At 63.9% G+C, this 14,209-nt stretch carries 13 protein-coding genes and 1 tRNA gene; 7 read left to right on the top strand and 7 right to left on the bottom strand.

All coding sequences use genetic code 11. The features are described from left to right. Positions 1–65: 65 nt before the first annotated feature. Positions 66–1,835, bottom strand: a complete 1,770-nt coding sequence (gene ggt / locus OA2633_RS04000; RefSeq protein ID WP_009801202.1) for a gamma-glutamyltransferase — start codon at positions 1,833–1,835, stop codon at positions 66–68. Between the two features lie 85 nt (positions 1,836–1,920). After that, on the bottom strand, positions 1,921–3,948 hold the full coding sequence (locus OA2633_RS03995) for an AsmA family protein (protein ID WP_009801201.1): 2,028 nt from the start codon (positions 3,946–3,948) through the stop codon (positions 1,921–1,923). 171 nt (positions 3,949–4,119) lie between these two features. Between OA2633_RS03995 and OA2633_RS03990 the strand changes: the two genes are divergently transcribed. The 3 genes from OA2633_RS03990 (at position 4,120) to OA2633_RS03980 (ending at position 5,954) form a co-directional block, all read left to right on the top strand. Further along, positions 4,120–4,914: a M48 family metallopeptidase gene (locus tag OA2633_RS03990; RefSeq protein ID WP_009801200.1), complete on the top strand. Its 795-nt coding sequence runs from the start codon at positions 4,120–4,122 to the stop codon at positions 4,912–4,914. Positions 4,915–5,027: 113 nt separating this feature from the next. After that, positions 5,028–5,104, top strand: a tRNA-His gene (locus OA2633_RS03985). 199 nt (positions 5,105–5,303) lie between these two features. Next, positions 5,304–5,954: a hypothetical protein gene (locus OA2633_RS03980; RefSeq protein WP_009801199.1), complete on the top strand. Its 651-nt coding sequence runs from the start codon at positions 5,304–5,306 to the stop codon at positions 5,952–5,954. Positions 5,955–5,984: 30 nt separating this feature from the next. Here the strand turns inward: OA2633_RS03980 and OA2633_RS03975 are convergent, their stop codons facing one another. Next, the gene (locus OA2633_RS03975; RefSeq protein WP_009801198.1) at positions 5,985–6,404 is read right to left on the bottom strand and encodes a DUF6491 family protein; all 420 of its coding nucleotides are present in this window, start codon (positions 6,402–6,404) and stop codon (positions 5,985–5,987) included. Between OA2633_RS03975 and OA2633_RS03970 the strand changes: the two genes are divergently transcribed. The 3 genes from OA2633_RS03970 to OA2633_RS03960 all read left to right on the top strand — a co-directional run bounded on the left by OA2633_RS03970 (position 6,403) and on the right by OA2633_RS03960 (position 9,727). Next, positions 6,403–7,629: an FAD-binding oxidoreductase gene (locus tag OA2633_RS03970; RefSeq protein ID WP_162010963.1), complete on the top strand. Its 1,227-nt coding sequence runs from the start codon at positions 6,403–6,405 to the stop codon at positions 7,627–7,629. The two genes, OA2633_RS03975 and OA2633_RS03970, sit on opposite strands and share 2 nt — an antisense overlap. A 56-nt stretch (positions 7,630–7,685) precedes the next feature. Continuing rightward, the gene (locus tag OA2633_RS03965) at positions 7,686–8,486 is read left to right on the top strand and encodes a hypothetical protein (protein ID WP_040612449.1); all 801 of its coding nucleotides are present in this window, start codon (positions 7,686–7,688) and stop codon (positions 8,484–8,486) included. A gap of 86 nt (positions 8,487–8,572) precedes the next feature. Further along, a complete protein-coding gene (locus tag OA2633_RS03960; RefSeq protein WP_009801195.1) occupies positions 8,573–9,727 on the top strand; it encodes a DUF2336 domain-containing protein in 1,155 nt (384 codons plus the stop codon). Positions 9,728–9,777: 50 nt separating this feature from the next. On the opposite strand, the gene OA2633_RS03955 is transcribed toward OA2633_RS03960, so the two are convergent. The 4 genes from OA2633_RS03955 to OA2633_RS03940 all read right to left on the bottom strand — a co-directional run bounded on the left by OA2633_RS03955 (position 9,778) and on the right by OA2633_RS03940 (position 12,724). Beyond that, a complete protein-coding gene (locus OA2633_RS03955) occupies positions 9,778–10,269 on the bottom strand; it encodes a hypothetical protein (protein ID WP_009801194.1) in 492 nt (163 codons plus the stop codon). A gap of 24 nt (positions 10,270–10,293) precedes the next feature. Further along, complete coding sequence (locus OA2633_RS03950) at positions 10,294–10,806, bottom strand: response regulator (protein WP_009801193.1); 513 nt, start codon at positions 10,804–10,806, stop codon at positions 10,294–10,296. A gap of 66 nt (positions 10,807–10,872) precedes the next feature. Next, positions 10,873–11,631 carry an NAD kinase gene (locus tag OA2633_RS03945; RefSeq protein ID WP_009801192.1) on the bottom strand — a complete coding sequence of 253 codons (759 nt, stop codon included), beginning with the start codon at positions 11,629–11,631 and terminating at the stop codon, positions 10,873–10,875. Between the two features lie 46 nt (positions 11,632–11,677). Then, positions 11,678–12,724, bottom strand: coding sequence for a DUF2336 domain-containing protein (locus OA2633_RS03940; RefSeq protein ID WP_009801191.1), 1,047 nt, complete (start codon positions 12,722–12,724; stop codon positions 11,678–11,680). A gap of 108 nt (positions 12,725–12,832) precedes the next feature. On the opposite strand from OA2633_RS03940, the gene egtB reads away from it, so the two are divergent. Beyond that, positions 12,833–14,107: an ergothioneine biosynthesis protein EgtB gene (gene egtB / locus OA2633_RS03935; RefSeq protein ID WP_040612446.1), complete on the top strand. Its 1,275-nt coding sequence runs from the start codon at positions 12,833–12,835 to the stop codon at positions 14,105–14,107. Positions 14,108–14,209: the final 102 nt, after the last annotated feature.

Raw genomic sequence — 14,209 nt, 5'->3', positions numbered from 1 at the left:
TTTATGGGCCGTCCAACCTGAACCGGGACTGAAAGCGAAGTCGCCCCCGTGTTCATGACAAGGCTTTAATAGCCTTGGGCGTTTCCGTCCTTGCGCATCTCGCTGGCGCCGTAGAGCACGCCGGTCTCGCGGTCGCGCCAGATCGCCTGATAGCCGCCAAAGCCGCCATCGGATGCGCCGATGACGTGGCCGCGGGCCTCCAGTTCGGCGCGAACTTCGGCCGGCACGCCGCTTTCCAGATGCACAACGCCGACGCCTGCGGTCTCGCCCGCGACGCCGGTCTCGGAGGTGGAGCCTTCATGGCGCCAGCGCGCCGCGTCGCCCGCTTCCTGAACATTGAGCCCGAAATCGATGATGTTGGAAACGATCTGCACATGGCCCTGGGGCTGCATGCCGCCGCCCATAAGGCCAAAGCTCATCACGCCATCACCGTCTTGAGTGATCATCGCCGGGATGATGGTGTGGAAGGGGCGTTTGCCCGGCGCGTAGACATTGGGGTGGTTCGGGTCGAGGCTGAACAGCTCGCCGCGATCCTGGAACATGAAGCCCAACCCGTCCGGCACAAGACCCGAGCCCATGCCCCGGAAGTTCGACTGGATCAGCGAGACCATCATGCCATTGCCGTCCGCGACCGTCAGATAGGTGGTGTCGCCATCCTCAAGGATCGCCGGGTCGCCATGGGTGACGCTTTGCATCGCCTGGTCCATGGAAATGAGAGCGCGGCGCTCGGCGGCGTACTCCTCGCTCAGAAGCGCTTCGACCGGAGCCGGCGCAAAGTCGGGATCGGCGTAAAAACGCGCGCGGTCCTCAAAGGCGAGACGCTTGGCCTCGATCTGCACATGCAGGGCGTCTGCGCTCATGAAGCCCATGGAGGCGAGGTCGTAGTCTTCAAGGATCTGCAGCATCTGCAGGGCGGCGATGCCCTGACCCTGGGGCGGCAATTCCCACACATCATAGCCGCGATAGTTCACGCTGACCGGCTCCACCCATTCGGAGCGATGGTTCGCCAGATCCTCATAGCGAATCCAGCCGCCAATGCGCTGCATATAGGCGTCGATGGTGCGGGCGATCTCGCCCTCATAAAAGGCGTCCCGTCCGCCCTCGGCGATCTGGCGCAGGGTGCTGGCGAGGTCGGGATTGCGGAAGATCTCGCCCTCGCGGGGCGCGTCGCCATCCTCGGTGAGATAGGTGGCGCGGGCGTTGTCGAATTCCTCGATCTCGTCCTGTGCATGGCGGGCCTCGAGGATCGACATGTTCCGATCCCAGTAATAGGCGATCGTCTGGGTGAGGGGGAAACCCTCCTCGGCATAGCGGATCGTGGGCGCCAGCACCTCATCCATCGGCATTTCGCCAAAACGTTCGTGCAGGGTATACCAGCCATCCACCGTGCCGGGCACGGAGACCGGCATGGCGCCCAGCGGCGGAATGGCGCCGTCTTCGCCGACCGTCTCGACGACCTCTTCATAGCTCAGGCCAAGGGGCGAGCGTCCGGCGCCGTTCAGGCCATAGACCTGTCGCGTCTCGGGATCATAGACAATGACGAAGATGTCCCCGCCAATGCCATTGCCGGTCGGCTCCATGAGGCCGAGCGCCGCGTTCGCCGCTATGGCGGCGTCCACGGCGTTGCCGCCGGATTTGAGGATGTCGAGCGCTATCTGAGTGGCCAGCGGATGGGCCGTGGCGGCCATGCCATGGACCGCGGTCACCGGAGAGCGGGTCGCGAAATGATCACCGCTCACCCGGTCTCCGGGATAGAAGTCCTGCGCGCCGGCTGACGCTCCGAATTCGCTAAAGGCCATGGCGGCGACCATACCGGCGGCTGCGATCTTGTTCATTGGCTTGCTCCCCGAGTGCAGGGGCGGACGTCGAGGTCCGCCCTTTCGGGGCCAGTAGATAAGCCGACTGGTCTGCGATCAAGGACTAGTTCGGCTGTTCGCCGCCATCTTCCTCGTCCGGCGCCTCTTCATCCGGCTGATTGCGGTTGTTGTTCAGGAGCTGCCCGAACAGGCCGCGGACCACATCTTCAGGCGAGGCGGGGGCGTCGTCGTCCGTTTCACTGTCGCCATTCTGACGCAGCAGGCGCCCCGCCTGCTGGCTGAGAAGGTTGCGGGCCACGGCCTCGAAATCGATGCGGGCGGAGACATTGTTGAACCCGCCCTGCAGACGCACCGGCACTTCCAGACCCTGAAGATCGAGCTGGCCGCCCTGACCGGTCAGGGACTGCACGGCGCGCGGGGTGAGGCGGTAGTCGATGCTCTGGGCGCCCAGATCGATGCGGCCGTCGCCCAGCACGCGCAAAAGCGGGCTGAGCATTTGCAGATCCTGGTTGCTCACCACGCCATTGGTCACGGTAAAGGTGCCTCCGAGGCTCGAGAAGTCGGTCTGCTCGGATTCGGCAAAGGCGGTGGGCAGGGCGCGGTTCTGAAGCGCGGTCTGCACGGTGCGGATCATCTGGGCGAGGTTCACGCCCTTGATGGCGCCGTCATTGAATTCGAACCCGCCGGTCCCGGACAGGGAATTCATGATCGCCGCCGGGCTCGAGCCGCTGGCGGTGAGATCCAGATTGAAGCCGCCATCCCCGATCAGACGGTCAAACTGCGCCGCCGCCAGCAGGAAGGGCTGCGCTTCCAGCGCATCCAGATTGGCGTTGAAGGAGAAGCTCGGCGTATTGCTGCGCGCATTAATGACCGCCACGGCCTCGCCCGTGCCTCCATACAGCTGGAAGCGGTTGAGGCGCGCCGTCATGCGGCCCTGATCCACGGTCACCAGAGCGGTGACGTCGCTGACTTCGATGTCACGCGCTTTGAGCTCTTCAGCGCGTATGGTGAGCTCGGAATCGAGCGTGCGAAGCGGCGCCAGATCGATCGGCTCATTGCTCCATTGGGAAATGCCGGCAGGGGCGCCGGCGCGATTGGCGTCCGGCTCACTGTCCGCAGGAATGTAAGGGGTGAGGTCCAGCATGGCGGTGCTCAACTCCCCCGTAATGCGTGGCCGGGCGCCGCCATAATTCAGCGTCATGGCGCCCTGGGCGTCGATATCGTCAAAGCTGATGCGCGCCTCGCGCAGGCGCAAAAGACCCGGCTCTCCGGAGACCGCGGAGCGCGCGCTGAACTGGCGGAAAATGTCGCCATCGGGCAGGTCTGCGCCCAGATAGCGCGCAAGTGCGCGCAAGGGCAGCGTTACATCCATATCCCCGTCAAACGCCAGCTCGGTGCTTTCCAGGAAGCGGCCTTCCAGCGTGAGATCGGCGAGGGGGCCGTTCAGCGTGGTCGAGAAGGGCGTTTCCCGGCCCTCGAAGAAACCGCGCAGGGATCCAAGCTCGGCGTTGAAATTCATCGGGCGGCCATCGGCCTCGAACGAACCGCGCAAGCGCACCGGCTGGTCCACCGACGGCAGATCAATGGACAGATTGAGCGCATCAAACCGGCGGGTCTGGACGCCGTCATCAAAGGTGACGGCGCCATTCTCGATCCGCACATCGCCAAAGCTGGCCTCGAAGGGCAGGGCGCCGGGCTGACGCTGGAAGCCCTCTTCAGGAGTGGCTTGCGCAACAGCCTCCGTATTGTCGCCAAAGGTCCAGTTGTTGCCGCGCGCATTGCTCTGCAGGCGGATGACCGGATCAACAAGGACGAACTCCTCGATTTCGATCTGGCGCTGCAAAAGCGGGATCAGCGCCACCGCGACCCGCATTTCCTGCATCTCGGCGAAAGGCTCCTCGCCAAAGCCTTCGGCATTGGCGATGCGGGCGTCATTGGCGCGCACCTGAAGCTGGGGCAGCACCTGCAAGCGGATATCGCCGGCCAGCGTCACCTCCCGGCCCAGAGCCTCCTGCGCCGCGGTCTCGGTGCGCTCGCGGATCAGGTCCGTGGGGACCAGGGCGGGCGCCAGAACGGCGACGCCGATCACGAGAATGACAAGAACCAGAAGAGCGATAAGCAGACGGCGCATGAAGGTGTCTCCCGAGAGCGCGGTAGGGCGGCGGCGACGAGGCTGAGCTTGCGGAATTCCCGCGATCAGCGACAATGATTTACCATATCGCTCAACCAGACCCCAGCCGGTAAGGGAAGGTGAGGGCGATTTGATGGCGAAGCGCCAAAAAGCTGGAACAGGGGACGATCCATGACCGAAGACGAACTCAACGCACTGCCGCGCGTCACCATGGGCCGGCGGGAATTGCTGGTGGGCTTGGCGGCTGGAACCGTATTCCCGCTCGCCGGGTGTGCGACGGATGGCGGCGGGCTGGGCGCGGCGCTGGTCTCGGACGCCCAGATCATGCAGGCCTCCCAGGCCGCCTGGGAGCAGGCGCGCCAGCAGGAAACCATCAGCCGGGACCGGACGCTGAACAACACCGTCCGCCGCGTCGGGCAACGCATCGTGCCCGCCTCGGGTCTGACCCAGTATGAGTGGGAATTCGTGGTCTTCGATTCAGATCAGCAGAACGCCTGGGTCCTGCCCGGCGGCAAGGTCGCTTTCTATCGCGGCATCCTTGAGACCATGAGCAATGATGACCAGGTAGCCACCGTGATGGGCCATGAAGTGGCGCATCTCAGCCGTAATCACGCCGCCCAGCGGGCGCGCCAGCAAGCGACGGCCGGCCTCGGGCTCGCTGTGGTCAATGCCGGGCTCGGGGCGGCCAACGTGCAGAATCTCGACACCTGGTCAGGCATTCTGGGCACGGGCGTGACCTATGGCGTGCTGCTGCCCTATTCGCGTCAGCATGAACTGGAAGCCGATATCCTGGGCGTCGATTACATGGCCCGGGCCGGCTATCGCCCATCCGAGGCGCTGGAGTTCTGGCGCGCCAAATCGGCCCAGAACGCCCGTCGCCCGGTGGAGTTCATGTCGACCCACCCGTCTGACGCCACGCGCATTGAAAATCTGCAGCGTCACATTGCTGAACAAGGCTATGCCTAGGGCGCTGAGCACGGGTGCGCAAAGCGCAGAAACGGGTCTTGCGCGCCGTCGCGCCCGGCGCTAGTTTCCGCGCCCTGTCGTGAGGGCTCCCGCCCCGACAGGGCGCAAAGCGTGCCGCCTTAGCTCAGTTGGTTAGAGCGCTAGATTGTGGATCTAGAGGTCCCCCGTTCGAACCGGGGAGGCGGTACCATCTTCCTTTCAAGACAGGATGGAGCCTTCAGATGCGGCTTTCGCGTGTGGGGCGAATTGTGATTCTCAAGCCCTTGTTCTGCTGGGGGTTATCGAGTTGCTCCACAGGTTCCGCCCAAATCGTTAACGCGAGGTCTTGTTAGTTCGGCGTTTTCCGACACCATATTTTCCTTAAGCGAATCTCCAGCCATGAGGCGGATATGGGACGGTTGAGTTCAGGCGGCGCCCAGTTTGTGATCATCGAGAATGATCCGATCTATACGGACTCGGATCTCGATCGGATTTCCGCTCGGCATGACATCAAGACCCTTCATCGCGGCGCACTCAAGCGAGTGCTGGAGGAGGCCGGGCGGGTCTATCTCGACCAGATGCAGCTCAGCGGGCGTCCCACCCAGACCATTCGCCTGCGCCAGGATCTGCGCAAGGGATTATGCCTGCTTTCTGAACTGATCGAGCTCGTGCCGGACATGCACGAGGCTGGCCCCGCCGGCGCGGATTCCGCCCATGCCGCGGCCCTGCGCGAAGGCGACCGCCAGGTGAAGTCCGCCGCGAAAACCTCTCTCGCTCTGCTCGCGGACGCGCCCTCGACCCTGACCTATCTGCGCGATGTCTACGAAGCGGCGCTGGAGAGTGCGGCTCGGGGCGCCCGTGGAGCGCCCGAACGCACGCGCACTCTTGATCGCTGGCGCAGCCCGATCATCGAATTCTACACGCGCACGCTGGGCCGGTCCTGGATGGATACGGGCACCGAGCATGACGGCGAGCGTTTCATCCGCGATTGCCTCGCCGTGCTTGAAGACGGCGCCGCGCGTGTCGAGCAGGAAGAACGCGCGTCCGAAGCGGCGAGCTAGGCTCTGACTGCACCTGGAAGCTGACCGCTGCTAGCGGCTGTCACCGTCGGCGCCGGCTTCGGCGCGCGCCTCGATCAGGGCGCGGGCGGCGTCGGCGTCCTCCACCTCCTCGATCGTGGAGATGCGGCAACGCCCGCCATCCGGCACGACCACATACTCAAGGCTCGCATTGCAGATCCGGGTGCGTTCGGGAAAGCTGAGGCCCACCTGCATGCCGCGTTCAAGCCCGTAGCAGGAGCGCCTCGTGGTCACGAGATAGTGTCGGCTGGCTCCGCTATTGAGCAGCAGATGCTGGTCATCCAGCGTCGAATAGCCGTTGACGTTCATGATGCGGACGCAGTCGCGTGTGGTTTCGTCAGCGTCCTGGGCCCGGGCCTGTTCAGGCGCGGTCAGCGCGGCGGAGAGCGCGACCCATGCACACAGGGCCGATACGGTTGCAGCTTGCGCCATGGCTATGCCTTTCATGTCGGAGTACATCAAACGCGCTGATGTCTTCACGCCCTACGGGATGACCCGCCCCATGCCCGCTCGCAGTCTAGCCCAGAACCTTCCCGATCGCACCCTGATCGTTGGGGGCGGCGCGGTCGGACTGGCCTGCGCCTGGGCGCTGGCGAGTGCGGGCGCACGTGTGACTGTCCTTGAAGCCGCGCAGGTCGGGCGCGGCGCCCTCTGGGCCTCTGGCGGAATGCTGGCGGCCGGATTCGAGGCCTGTTTTGAACTGGAGCCGGGGCATCCGCTCGCCGATCCCTATGCGGGCTTTCTCAGGCGGTCCCAGAGGCTGTGGGGCGACTGGGCGCCGCAAGTGCAGGCGCTCAGCCCCCATCGCCTGGGCTATGATCAGCGGGGATCGCTGACGCCGGCGTTCAAGCCACAGGACCATGAGCGGCTTGATAGGGCGGAGGTTCTGGCCCGCCGGTTCGGCGTCGTTACGGAGCGTGTGAACGCCCGCACTCTGAGCCAGATTGAACCTGTGCTCGCCCCGGGGCTGGGCGCCCTGGTGTTTCCGCACGATGGCCAGCTTGATAACCGCATCATGGGCCTTGTTCTTGCAGACGCCATTCGCGCCAGGGGCGGCGAAGTCCAGGAAGGAATGCGTGTGGAATCCCTGGTGCGCCAGGGCGGCCGGGTGGTTGGCGTCCGCATGTCGGACGGGGCGGAGCGCCAGGCGGATTGCGTCATCCTGGCCACCGGCGCGGAGCGGTTTGTCGAGCTTGCCGAGGGTGCGCGCATGATCCCCGTGAAAGGGCAGATGGTCCGGTTTGACCTGCCGTCAGGGCAGGCGCCGCGGCGTGTTGTGCGCGGGCTCTCGATCTATCTGGCCGCCAAGTCCGAAGGACGCCTGATCGCCGGCGCCAGTGTTGAGCCCGGCAAGACCAGTCTTGAGACTGATCCTGAGACGCTTGAGCGTCTGGTGAAGGCGGCCCGACAGGCCCTGCCCGGGCTGCAGTCGGCTGATTTCGTGGAGCATTGGGCCGGGCTGCGTCCGCAATCGCGCGATGCCATGCCGGTCGTCGGGGAAGTGACGCCGGGGCTGTATCTGGCGTTGGGCGCCTATCGCAATGGCGTGCTCTCGGCGCCGGGCATGGCCGAACTCATGCTGGAAGCCATGGGCGCGACGCCCCGAAGCGCGACTGCTGACTACTTTTCCCCGCAGCGCCAGGCGCTCAGGTCTTAACGAATGTTTACCACATCGCTGTCATCGTGAACGGGTAACGATTCGCGGTGAGCGCCATGTCCAATCCCATCAATCCTGCGGGCGGCAACGCCTTCACGCCTTCCAGACTGATTGCGCAGGCGGCGGAGCGCACAGGGGCGGATTTCGATTTCCTGATGCGTACGGCGTCTCGCGAAAGTGGTTTTGACGCCGGGGCGCGGGCCGCAACGTCCAGCGCAGCGGGCATGTTCCAGTTCATCGAGCAGACCTGGTTCGCCATGGTCGCCCGCTATGGCGACCAGCATGGCATGGGCGACGCTGCGGCCTCGATCGAACAGAATGCTGACGGACGCTTCCAAATTTCAGATCCGTCTCAAAGAGAGGCCGTGCTCAATCTGCGCTTTGATCCGCAGGCCGCTGCTTTCATGGCGGGCGAGCTGGCGGCGGAAAACGCCTCGCGGATCGAGAGCGCCATTGGCCGCTCTCCGACAAGCGGCGAACTCTATGCTGCGCATTTCCTCGGCGCAGGCGGCGCGATCCGCCTTATCCAGGGTGTGGAATCCAACCCGACCCAAAGGGCTGATCAGCTGTTCCCGAACGCTGCGGCGGCGAACCGTCCAGTGTTTTACGACAATGGGCGGGCGCTGAACGCCGGGGAGCTGATGGAGAAGCTGACGGGTGAAGCGGTCACGCTGACGCGTGAGGTCGCCCAGGTCACGGACGCCTCATCGCCGGTGACGGCCATGGCCTCGTCCTGGGCGCGTTTCGCCCAGGGCGGATATGGCGCGGCGCGGGTAGGCGACGGGGTGCTCTCTCCAGCGGTGGTCGAGATCCTCGCGTCCCTGCGCGCTCCGGAGCGTTCCTCTTCCGAAAGATGAAACGGCGATAAGTCGCGCAACAGGTCGTTAACTTCTTGTTGAGACGCTAGAGGCGCGAACAGACCTAGAATGAGGCTTGTAGTGCCATGACTGTTCAGACCCTTCGTGCGCGACTGACCCGTGACGACATTCAGCGCCTGTCCAGTGCGACAGACTCTGAAGGCCGCGCGCTCGCCGCCCGCAAATTCTGCGCGCGCTTTGCGTCCGTGGACCTGAGTGACGACGAACGCGCCATTGGCGCCGAGGTGGTCCGCCTCCTCGCCGAAGACGCGGCTGAAATGGTGCGCCGTTCCTTGTCGGTGACCTTGCAGCGTTCCACGCATCTGCCCCCGGATGTCGCGCGCAAACTCGCCAAGGATGTGGATTCCATCGCCCTGCCGGTCATCGCCGGATCTCCGGTTCTGAGCGATGACGACCTTGTGGAGATCGTCCGCACCTCCTCGGCGCGACGTCAGGCGGCTGTGGCGGCCCGTTCCTCGGTGTCGGAAAGCGTGGTTCACGAGCTTGTGGAGCTGGGCGATCGCGAGGCGGTCAAGATCCTGGCGTCCAATAATGGCGCCCGGTTCGACGAGCGCGGCTATGCCTCAGCGCTCAACCGGTTTGATGGCGATGCGGATGTGCTGGACCAGTTCGTCCTGCGCAATGCGCTGCCCGTGAACATCACCGAGAAGCTCATCGCCCACATATCGGACGAGGCGATGCAGAAGCTGGTCAACCGGCATGCCTTGCCGGCCCAGCTGGCTGTCGAGCTGGCGGAAGGCGCGCGTGAGCGGGCGACCGTGGATCTCGTCGAGCAGGCGGGCCTGTCGGACGAGCCGCGCCGTTTCGTGCAGCAATTGCAGATGAATGGCCGGCTGACGCCGTCCCTGATCCTGCGCTCGCTCTTCCGCGGCCATATGAGTTTCTTCGAGCATTGCATGGCCGAAATGACCGGCCTGAGCCATGAGAAGGCCTGGCTTTTGGTTCATGACGCCGGCTCTCTGGGGCTTGAGACCCTCTTCAAACGCGCAGGCATGCCCGAACGGATCCTGCCGGTGGCGCGCGCCGCCGTGTCAGCCTGGCATTCGCTTGAAATCGGCCCGAACGGCACGCCGGACATTGTCCGTTTCCGCCGTTTGCTCGCCGAACGCATCCTGACCCAGTTCCAGGGCGTGCCTCAGGCCGAGCTGGATTACATCATGGATCGTCTGGATGCCGACGAGACCGAGCTGAGCCGTCGCCATCTCGCGGCGGCCAGCTAACGTCCGTAAACCGGGACTTCGATTACAGAAATGATTGCGGTCGGCGCGGATCAATCCGCGCCGACAAGCGCCACAACCTGGGTTTCCAGCTCTTCAGCGAGCTGGCGACCGACCGGGTCTTCATCAGAACGGATATTCTGGATGAGCGCTGCGCGGATCGAGCTTGCATGGGCGCGAACCAGCGCGATCGGGGCGATCGACCGGCGTTGCTTGGTCTCGATCAGCTTGGCCAGAGAGCCTGAAATCCGCGAAATGATGGGAAATTCATAGGTGGAGCCGAGACCGCGCAGGTCATGGGCGCAGGTGAAGAGCATTTCGCCGCTCTCGCCCAGCAGACCGTCCTGACTGACTGAATCCATCAGGGCTTCCATCTTGGTGACCTCTTCGGCCAGCCAGTCCTGGAATTGATGCTTGATCTGGCCCAGAGCCATTTCCGCGCGTTCGATCGCTGCCTGGTCAGCAGGCGGCAGTTTGCCGCCCACCTTGGCCTTGAGCATGTTCGGCGGATTGATGATCTCAACCGATTTGTCAGGTTTTGCCATGCTGAGGAGGCTCCGCTTCCCGATCTAACTCTTGACCCCTGAACGCACGCGTCGGTCATCGCCAATGCGCGAATCCATCTTACGGCGCCGATCAGGTCCGAAAAAGCTCTTCGAATCCACAAAACGCCTTGGTTTTCTAAACATCGACGAAATGTGTTGGTAAATGCTTTCCGGACTGAACGGTTTCACCATGAATTCAGTCACGCCAGCGTCTCGCGCGCGTTTCACGCGCTCGGCGTCAGCATAACAGGTCAGCATGAGAATGGGCAGGGTGGCGCACGGACTTTTCGCGGGATTGCGAACCCAGCGCACCAGCTCGATCCCGTCGACAGGCTTCATCTTCCAGTCACAGATGAGCAGGTCCAGATGCTCATGCTGGAGGATATCCATTGCAGCGGGGACATCGCTGGCTTCATAGATTCTTGCAGCGCCCATGGCGTGAAGGATCGTGCGCAATATCCCGCGCAGCGGCGCATTGTCGTCAACAATCAGCACCGTCATGCGATCCAGGGTCAGATAGGCGTCGCTGGGCTTCAAGAGGGGCTCCCTGCCAGTGTGTCCCCACCCTAGCAATCAGTCTTTAATGCCCGGTAAGCCATGGGGTTAGGTGGCGAACTGTTCCAGAAGGATGCGCTCATCCAGCGCGCGGCCCTTGTCAAAGAGCATCGTCAGGGTGTGGCCCGGCGCCTGGCAGATCGTGACCGTTTCCGCGTCGCGGAACTCCTTGTTGTCCGCCACGACCGCCACCGGGCGTTTGCGCGGCTCGAGAATGTCGAAGCGCACCATCGAGGACTGACGCAGTAGCGCGCCGCGCCACCGTCGGGGGCGGAACGCGCTGATGGGGGTCAGCGCCAGCAAGGTGGCGTCCAGCGGCAGGATCGGTCCATGGGCGGAGAAGTTGTAGGCGGTTGATCCGGCGGGCGTGGCCACGAGGACGCCGTCCGCGGCGAGTTCCTCAAGGCGCGTCTTGCCGTCCACGCTGACCCGGATCTTGGCGGTCTGGCGGGTTTCACGCAGCAGCGAGACCTCATTGATCGCGAGCGCTTCAAAGGTCTGTCCGCGCGTGTCGCGCACAATGGCGCGCAGGGGGTGGATTTCAGCGCGCTCAGCCTGGCTCAGGCGCTCGATCAGCTCATCCATCCGCGGCTCGTTCATCAGAAAGCCGACAGAGCCGAAATTCATGCCGAAAACCGGTATCTTGCGTCCCATGACCGAATGCAGGGCGTCGAGCATGACGCCATCCCCGCCCAGGGCGATCAGCACGTCAGCGTCCAGCAAGTCCACTTCGCCATAGCGTTCAATCAGTTCCGCCTTCGCCGCTTGGGCGTCGTCACGATCGGAGGCGTGGTAAGCCAGGCGCATGTCGGCTCCAGTCAGCTCGCCCTGAAATTCGGGAAGGGGGAAGGGCTTAATGGATTGAACCGTCTGCACTCATCCGGTGCAAGGCCTGACGTGCGGCGTCGCGTGAGTATTGCTGATAAAGCTCCCCCACGGCGCGCTTGGCGGATTCAACGGGCAAGGGATGAGCGCGACCCTGCTCGCACAGGGCGGCATAGAACAGATGGGCGTGATCAATGCTCATCGCCATGGCGCGCGCCGCAAGAATCGCCACGCGCACGGGCGAACGTCGCAGGGTCTGGCGCCAGTCCGCCGGCTCCAGTCCGGTCAGGCGCGCCACCGCATGATCGGCGATGTCGGTGCGACCGTTCTGCGTGGCGCGCAGCACATCCTCGGCGTTCAGCGCCTCGATCTCGTGAAGCTGGTGGCTCAGTGTCTCGCCCAGGGCGTCGAGATCGACTGCGTCCGGCCTCGCATCCAGCCCCGCCAGTCGGGGCAGGGCCTGGGGGCAGATGTCGTCCAGCAGCGCGTAGACGGCGTCTCCAGCGATCTCATACATGCTGCGGGCGAACTCGACCTCAAGCGCTCCACGCCCGGACAGGGCCTCCCGCAGCAGGCAATCCGCCTTGATCAGATCGGCGGTCTGTTCTGCACACCGGGCGTTAAGCCTGGCGCCCAGATTGCGGAAGAGCTTTTCAAGGCAATCGCGGTCGCCGAAGGAACACAGGCGTTCCGCCAGCTTTTCGCTGATCGTGTTGCGCCGAGCGAGTGCAAGGCGTTGCTGCGGTCCCAAGGCGGCGAGCGCCAACAGATCCTGTTCCTTGAGCCTTTCGGAATGCTGAAGGACGGGCGAGGCGATTTCAAAGGCGTCAAACGCCAACGAGCGGATCGCCTCTACCGGCGCCCACGGGCACTCGGCCAGCCGAATGGCGGCCCGGGCCCGGACGCGCGCTTCCGCTGCGCGTAAAAACCCTGTGAGATGCGCGTCAATCTCGCACAGCACCGGTTCAGGCAGCGCCCGAAGCGTGCAAAGATCGGCCAGAGCCAACGCCTTTCGCCCCGCGCGCTCCGAGGGCGGCGGGCGTCCAGCCAGCGGGTCTGAGGTCGAACGCAGCATTAACCCCTCATGCGAAATCGGCCTGACCATGCGATTCGTAGGAAACAAACTGACTGAATCTTAGTTAGTGAATCATTAGCAACGGCGGAGATTGCAGTGCCTAAAGACATGAATGCAGGTGCTTTTACTGATCTCAAGGCCCGCTTTAATGCGGTTCGGTCGCGAACGGAGGCCCTGGCTGCAGTCTTTACTGCTGAAGATCTTTGCGTACAGACCATGCCGGACGTGTCGCCGGGCAAATGGCATCTCGCCCACGTCACCTGGTTCTGGGAGACCTTTCTCCTCAAGCCGGCCCAGGCTGGCTACACGCCGTTCGATCCGCGCTTCAATTATCTGTTCAATTCCTATTATGAAGCTGTCGGAGAACGCCATGCCCGCCCGGAGCGGGGCTTCCTGACGCGGCCGGGACTGAACGAGGTGCTGGATTATCGCGCTCATGTGGACCGGGCGGTCAGCGCCTGGTTCGATCAGGCGGACGCTGAAGCGGTCCAGGGCTTCCGGACGGTGATTGAAACCGGCTTCGCGCATGAAGAGCAGCATCAGGAATTGTTCCTGACCGACATCAAGCATGTCTTGTCCCGAAACAGCTTTCCTGAAGCCGGATATCCGCGCCAGATGCAGACGCCGCCTCAACTGGCCGGCGCGCGTCCGGATCCGGTCTGGATCGGGTTCGAGGGCGGCTTGATCGAATTCGGGCATGAAGGGGCTGAATTCGCCTTTGACAATGAAGGTCCGCGCCACAAGGCGTGGCTGGAGCCGTTCGCCCTGGCGAGCCGGCCTGTCACCAATGCCGAGTTTCTCGCCTTTATCGAGGATGGCGGTTACCAGCAAGCCGAACACTGGCTGTCTGAAGGCTGGGCGCGCATGCAGGAGGAAGGCCGTTCCCATCCCTACTACTGGCGTCGTCAGGATGGGCGGTGGACGCACTTCACCCTGCATGGCGAACAGATGCTGCACCCGGACGCCCCGGTCAGTCATGTCGATTATTTCGAGGCCAGCGCGTTCGCCAGCTGGGCCGGGTGTCGTCTGCCTGAAGAGCGCGAATGGGAATGCGCCGCGCGGGATATGGACCCTTCACAGGGGCGTTGGGCTGACCCTGACGGGCTGCTCGAGCCTCAGCCCCTGAAACAGGGGTCAAGTTTTCAGGCCCTGTATGGCGAGGTCTGGGAATGGACCCGTTCGGCCTATTCCGCCTATCCCGGCTATCAGCCGGCGGAAGGGGCGATCGGCGAATACAATGGCAAGTTCATGTGCGGGCAGTTCGTGCTGCGCGGCGGCTCCTGTCTGACACCGCCGGATCACGCCCGGCCGACCTATCGCAATTTCTTTCCGCCGGACGCTCAATGGCAGATGACGGGCCTGCGCCTGGCGAAGGACCTTTAGCCGCGCCCTCAGGCCTGCAGAGGCATGGGCAGGGGCGCGAAAATGCGGTAAACAGTGTTTACAAAGCCGCCGCAGAGCGGGGATCGCACGCCGCATCAAGAG

The organism is Oceanicaulis sp. HTCC2633, assembly GCF_000152745.1.
Classification (GTDB): Bacteria; Pseudomonadota; Alphaproteobacteria; order Caulobacterales; family Maricaulaceae; genus Oceanicaulis.
The sequence above is the reverse complement of the archived record's forward strand: the minus strand, read 5'-3'. Positions and strand labels throughout refer to the sequence as shown.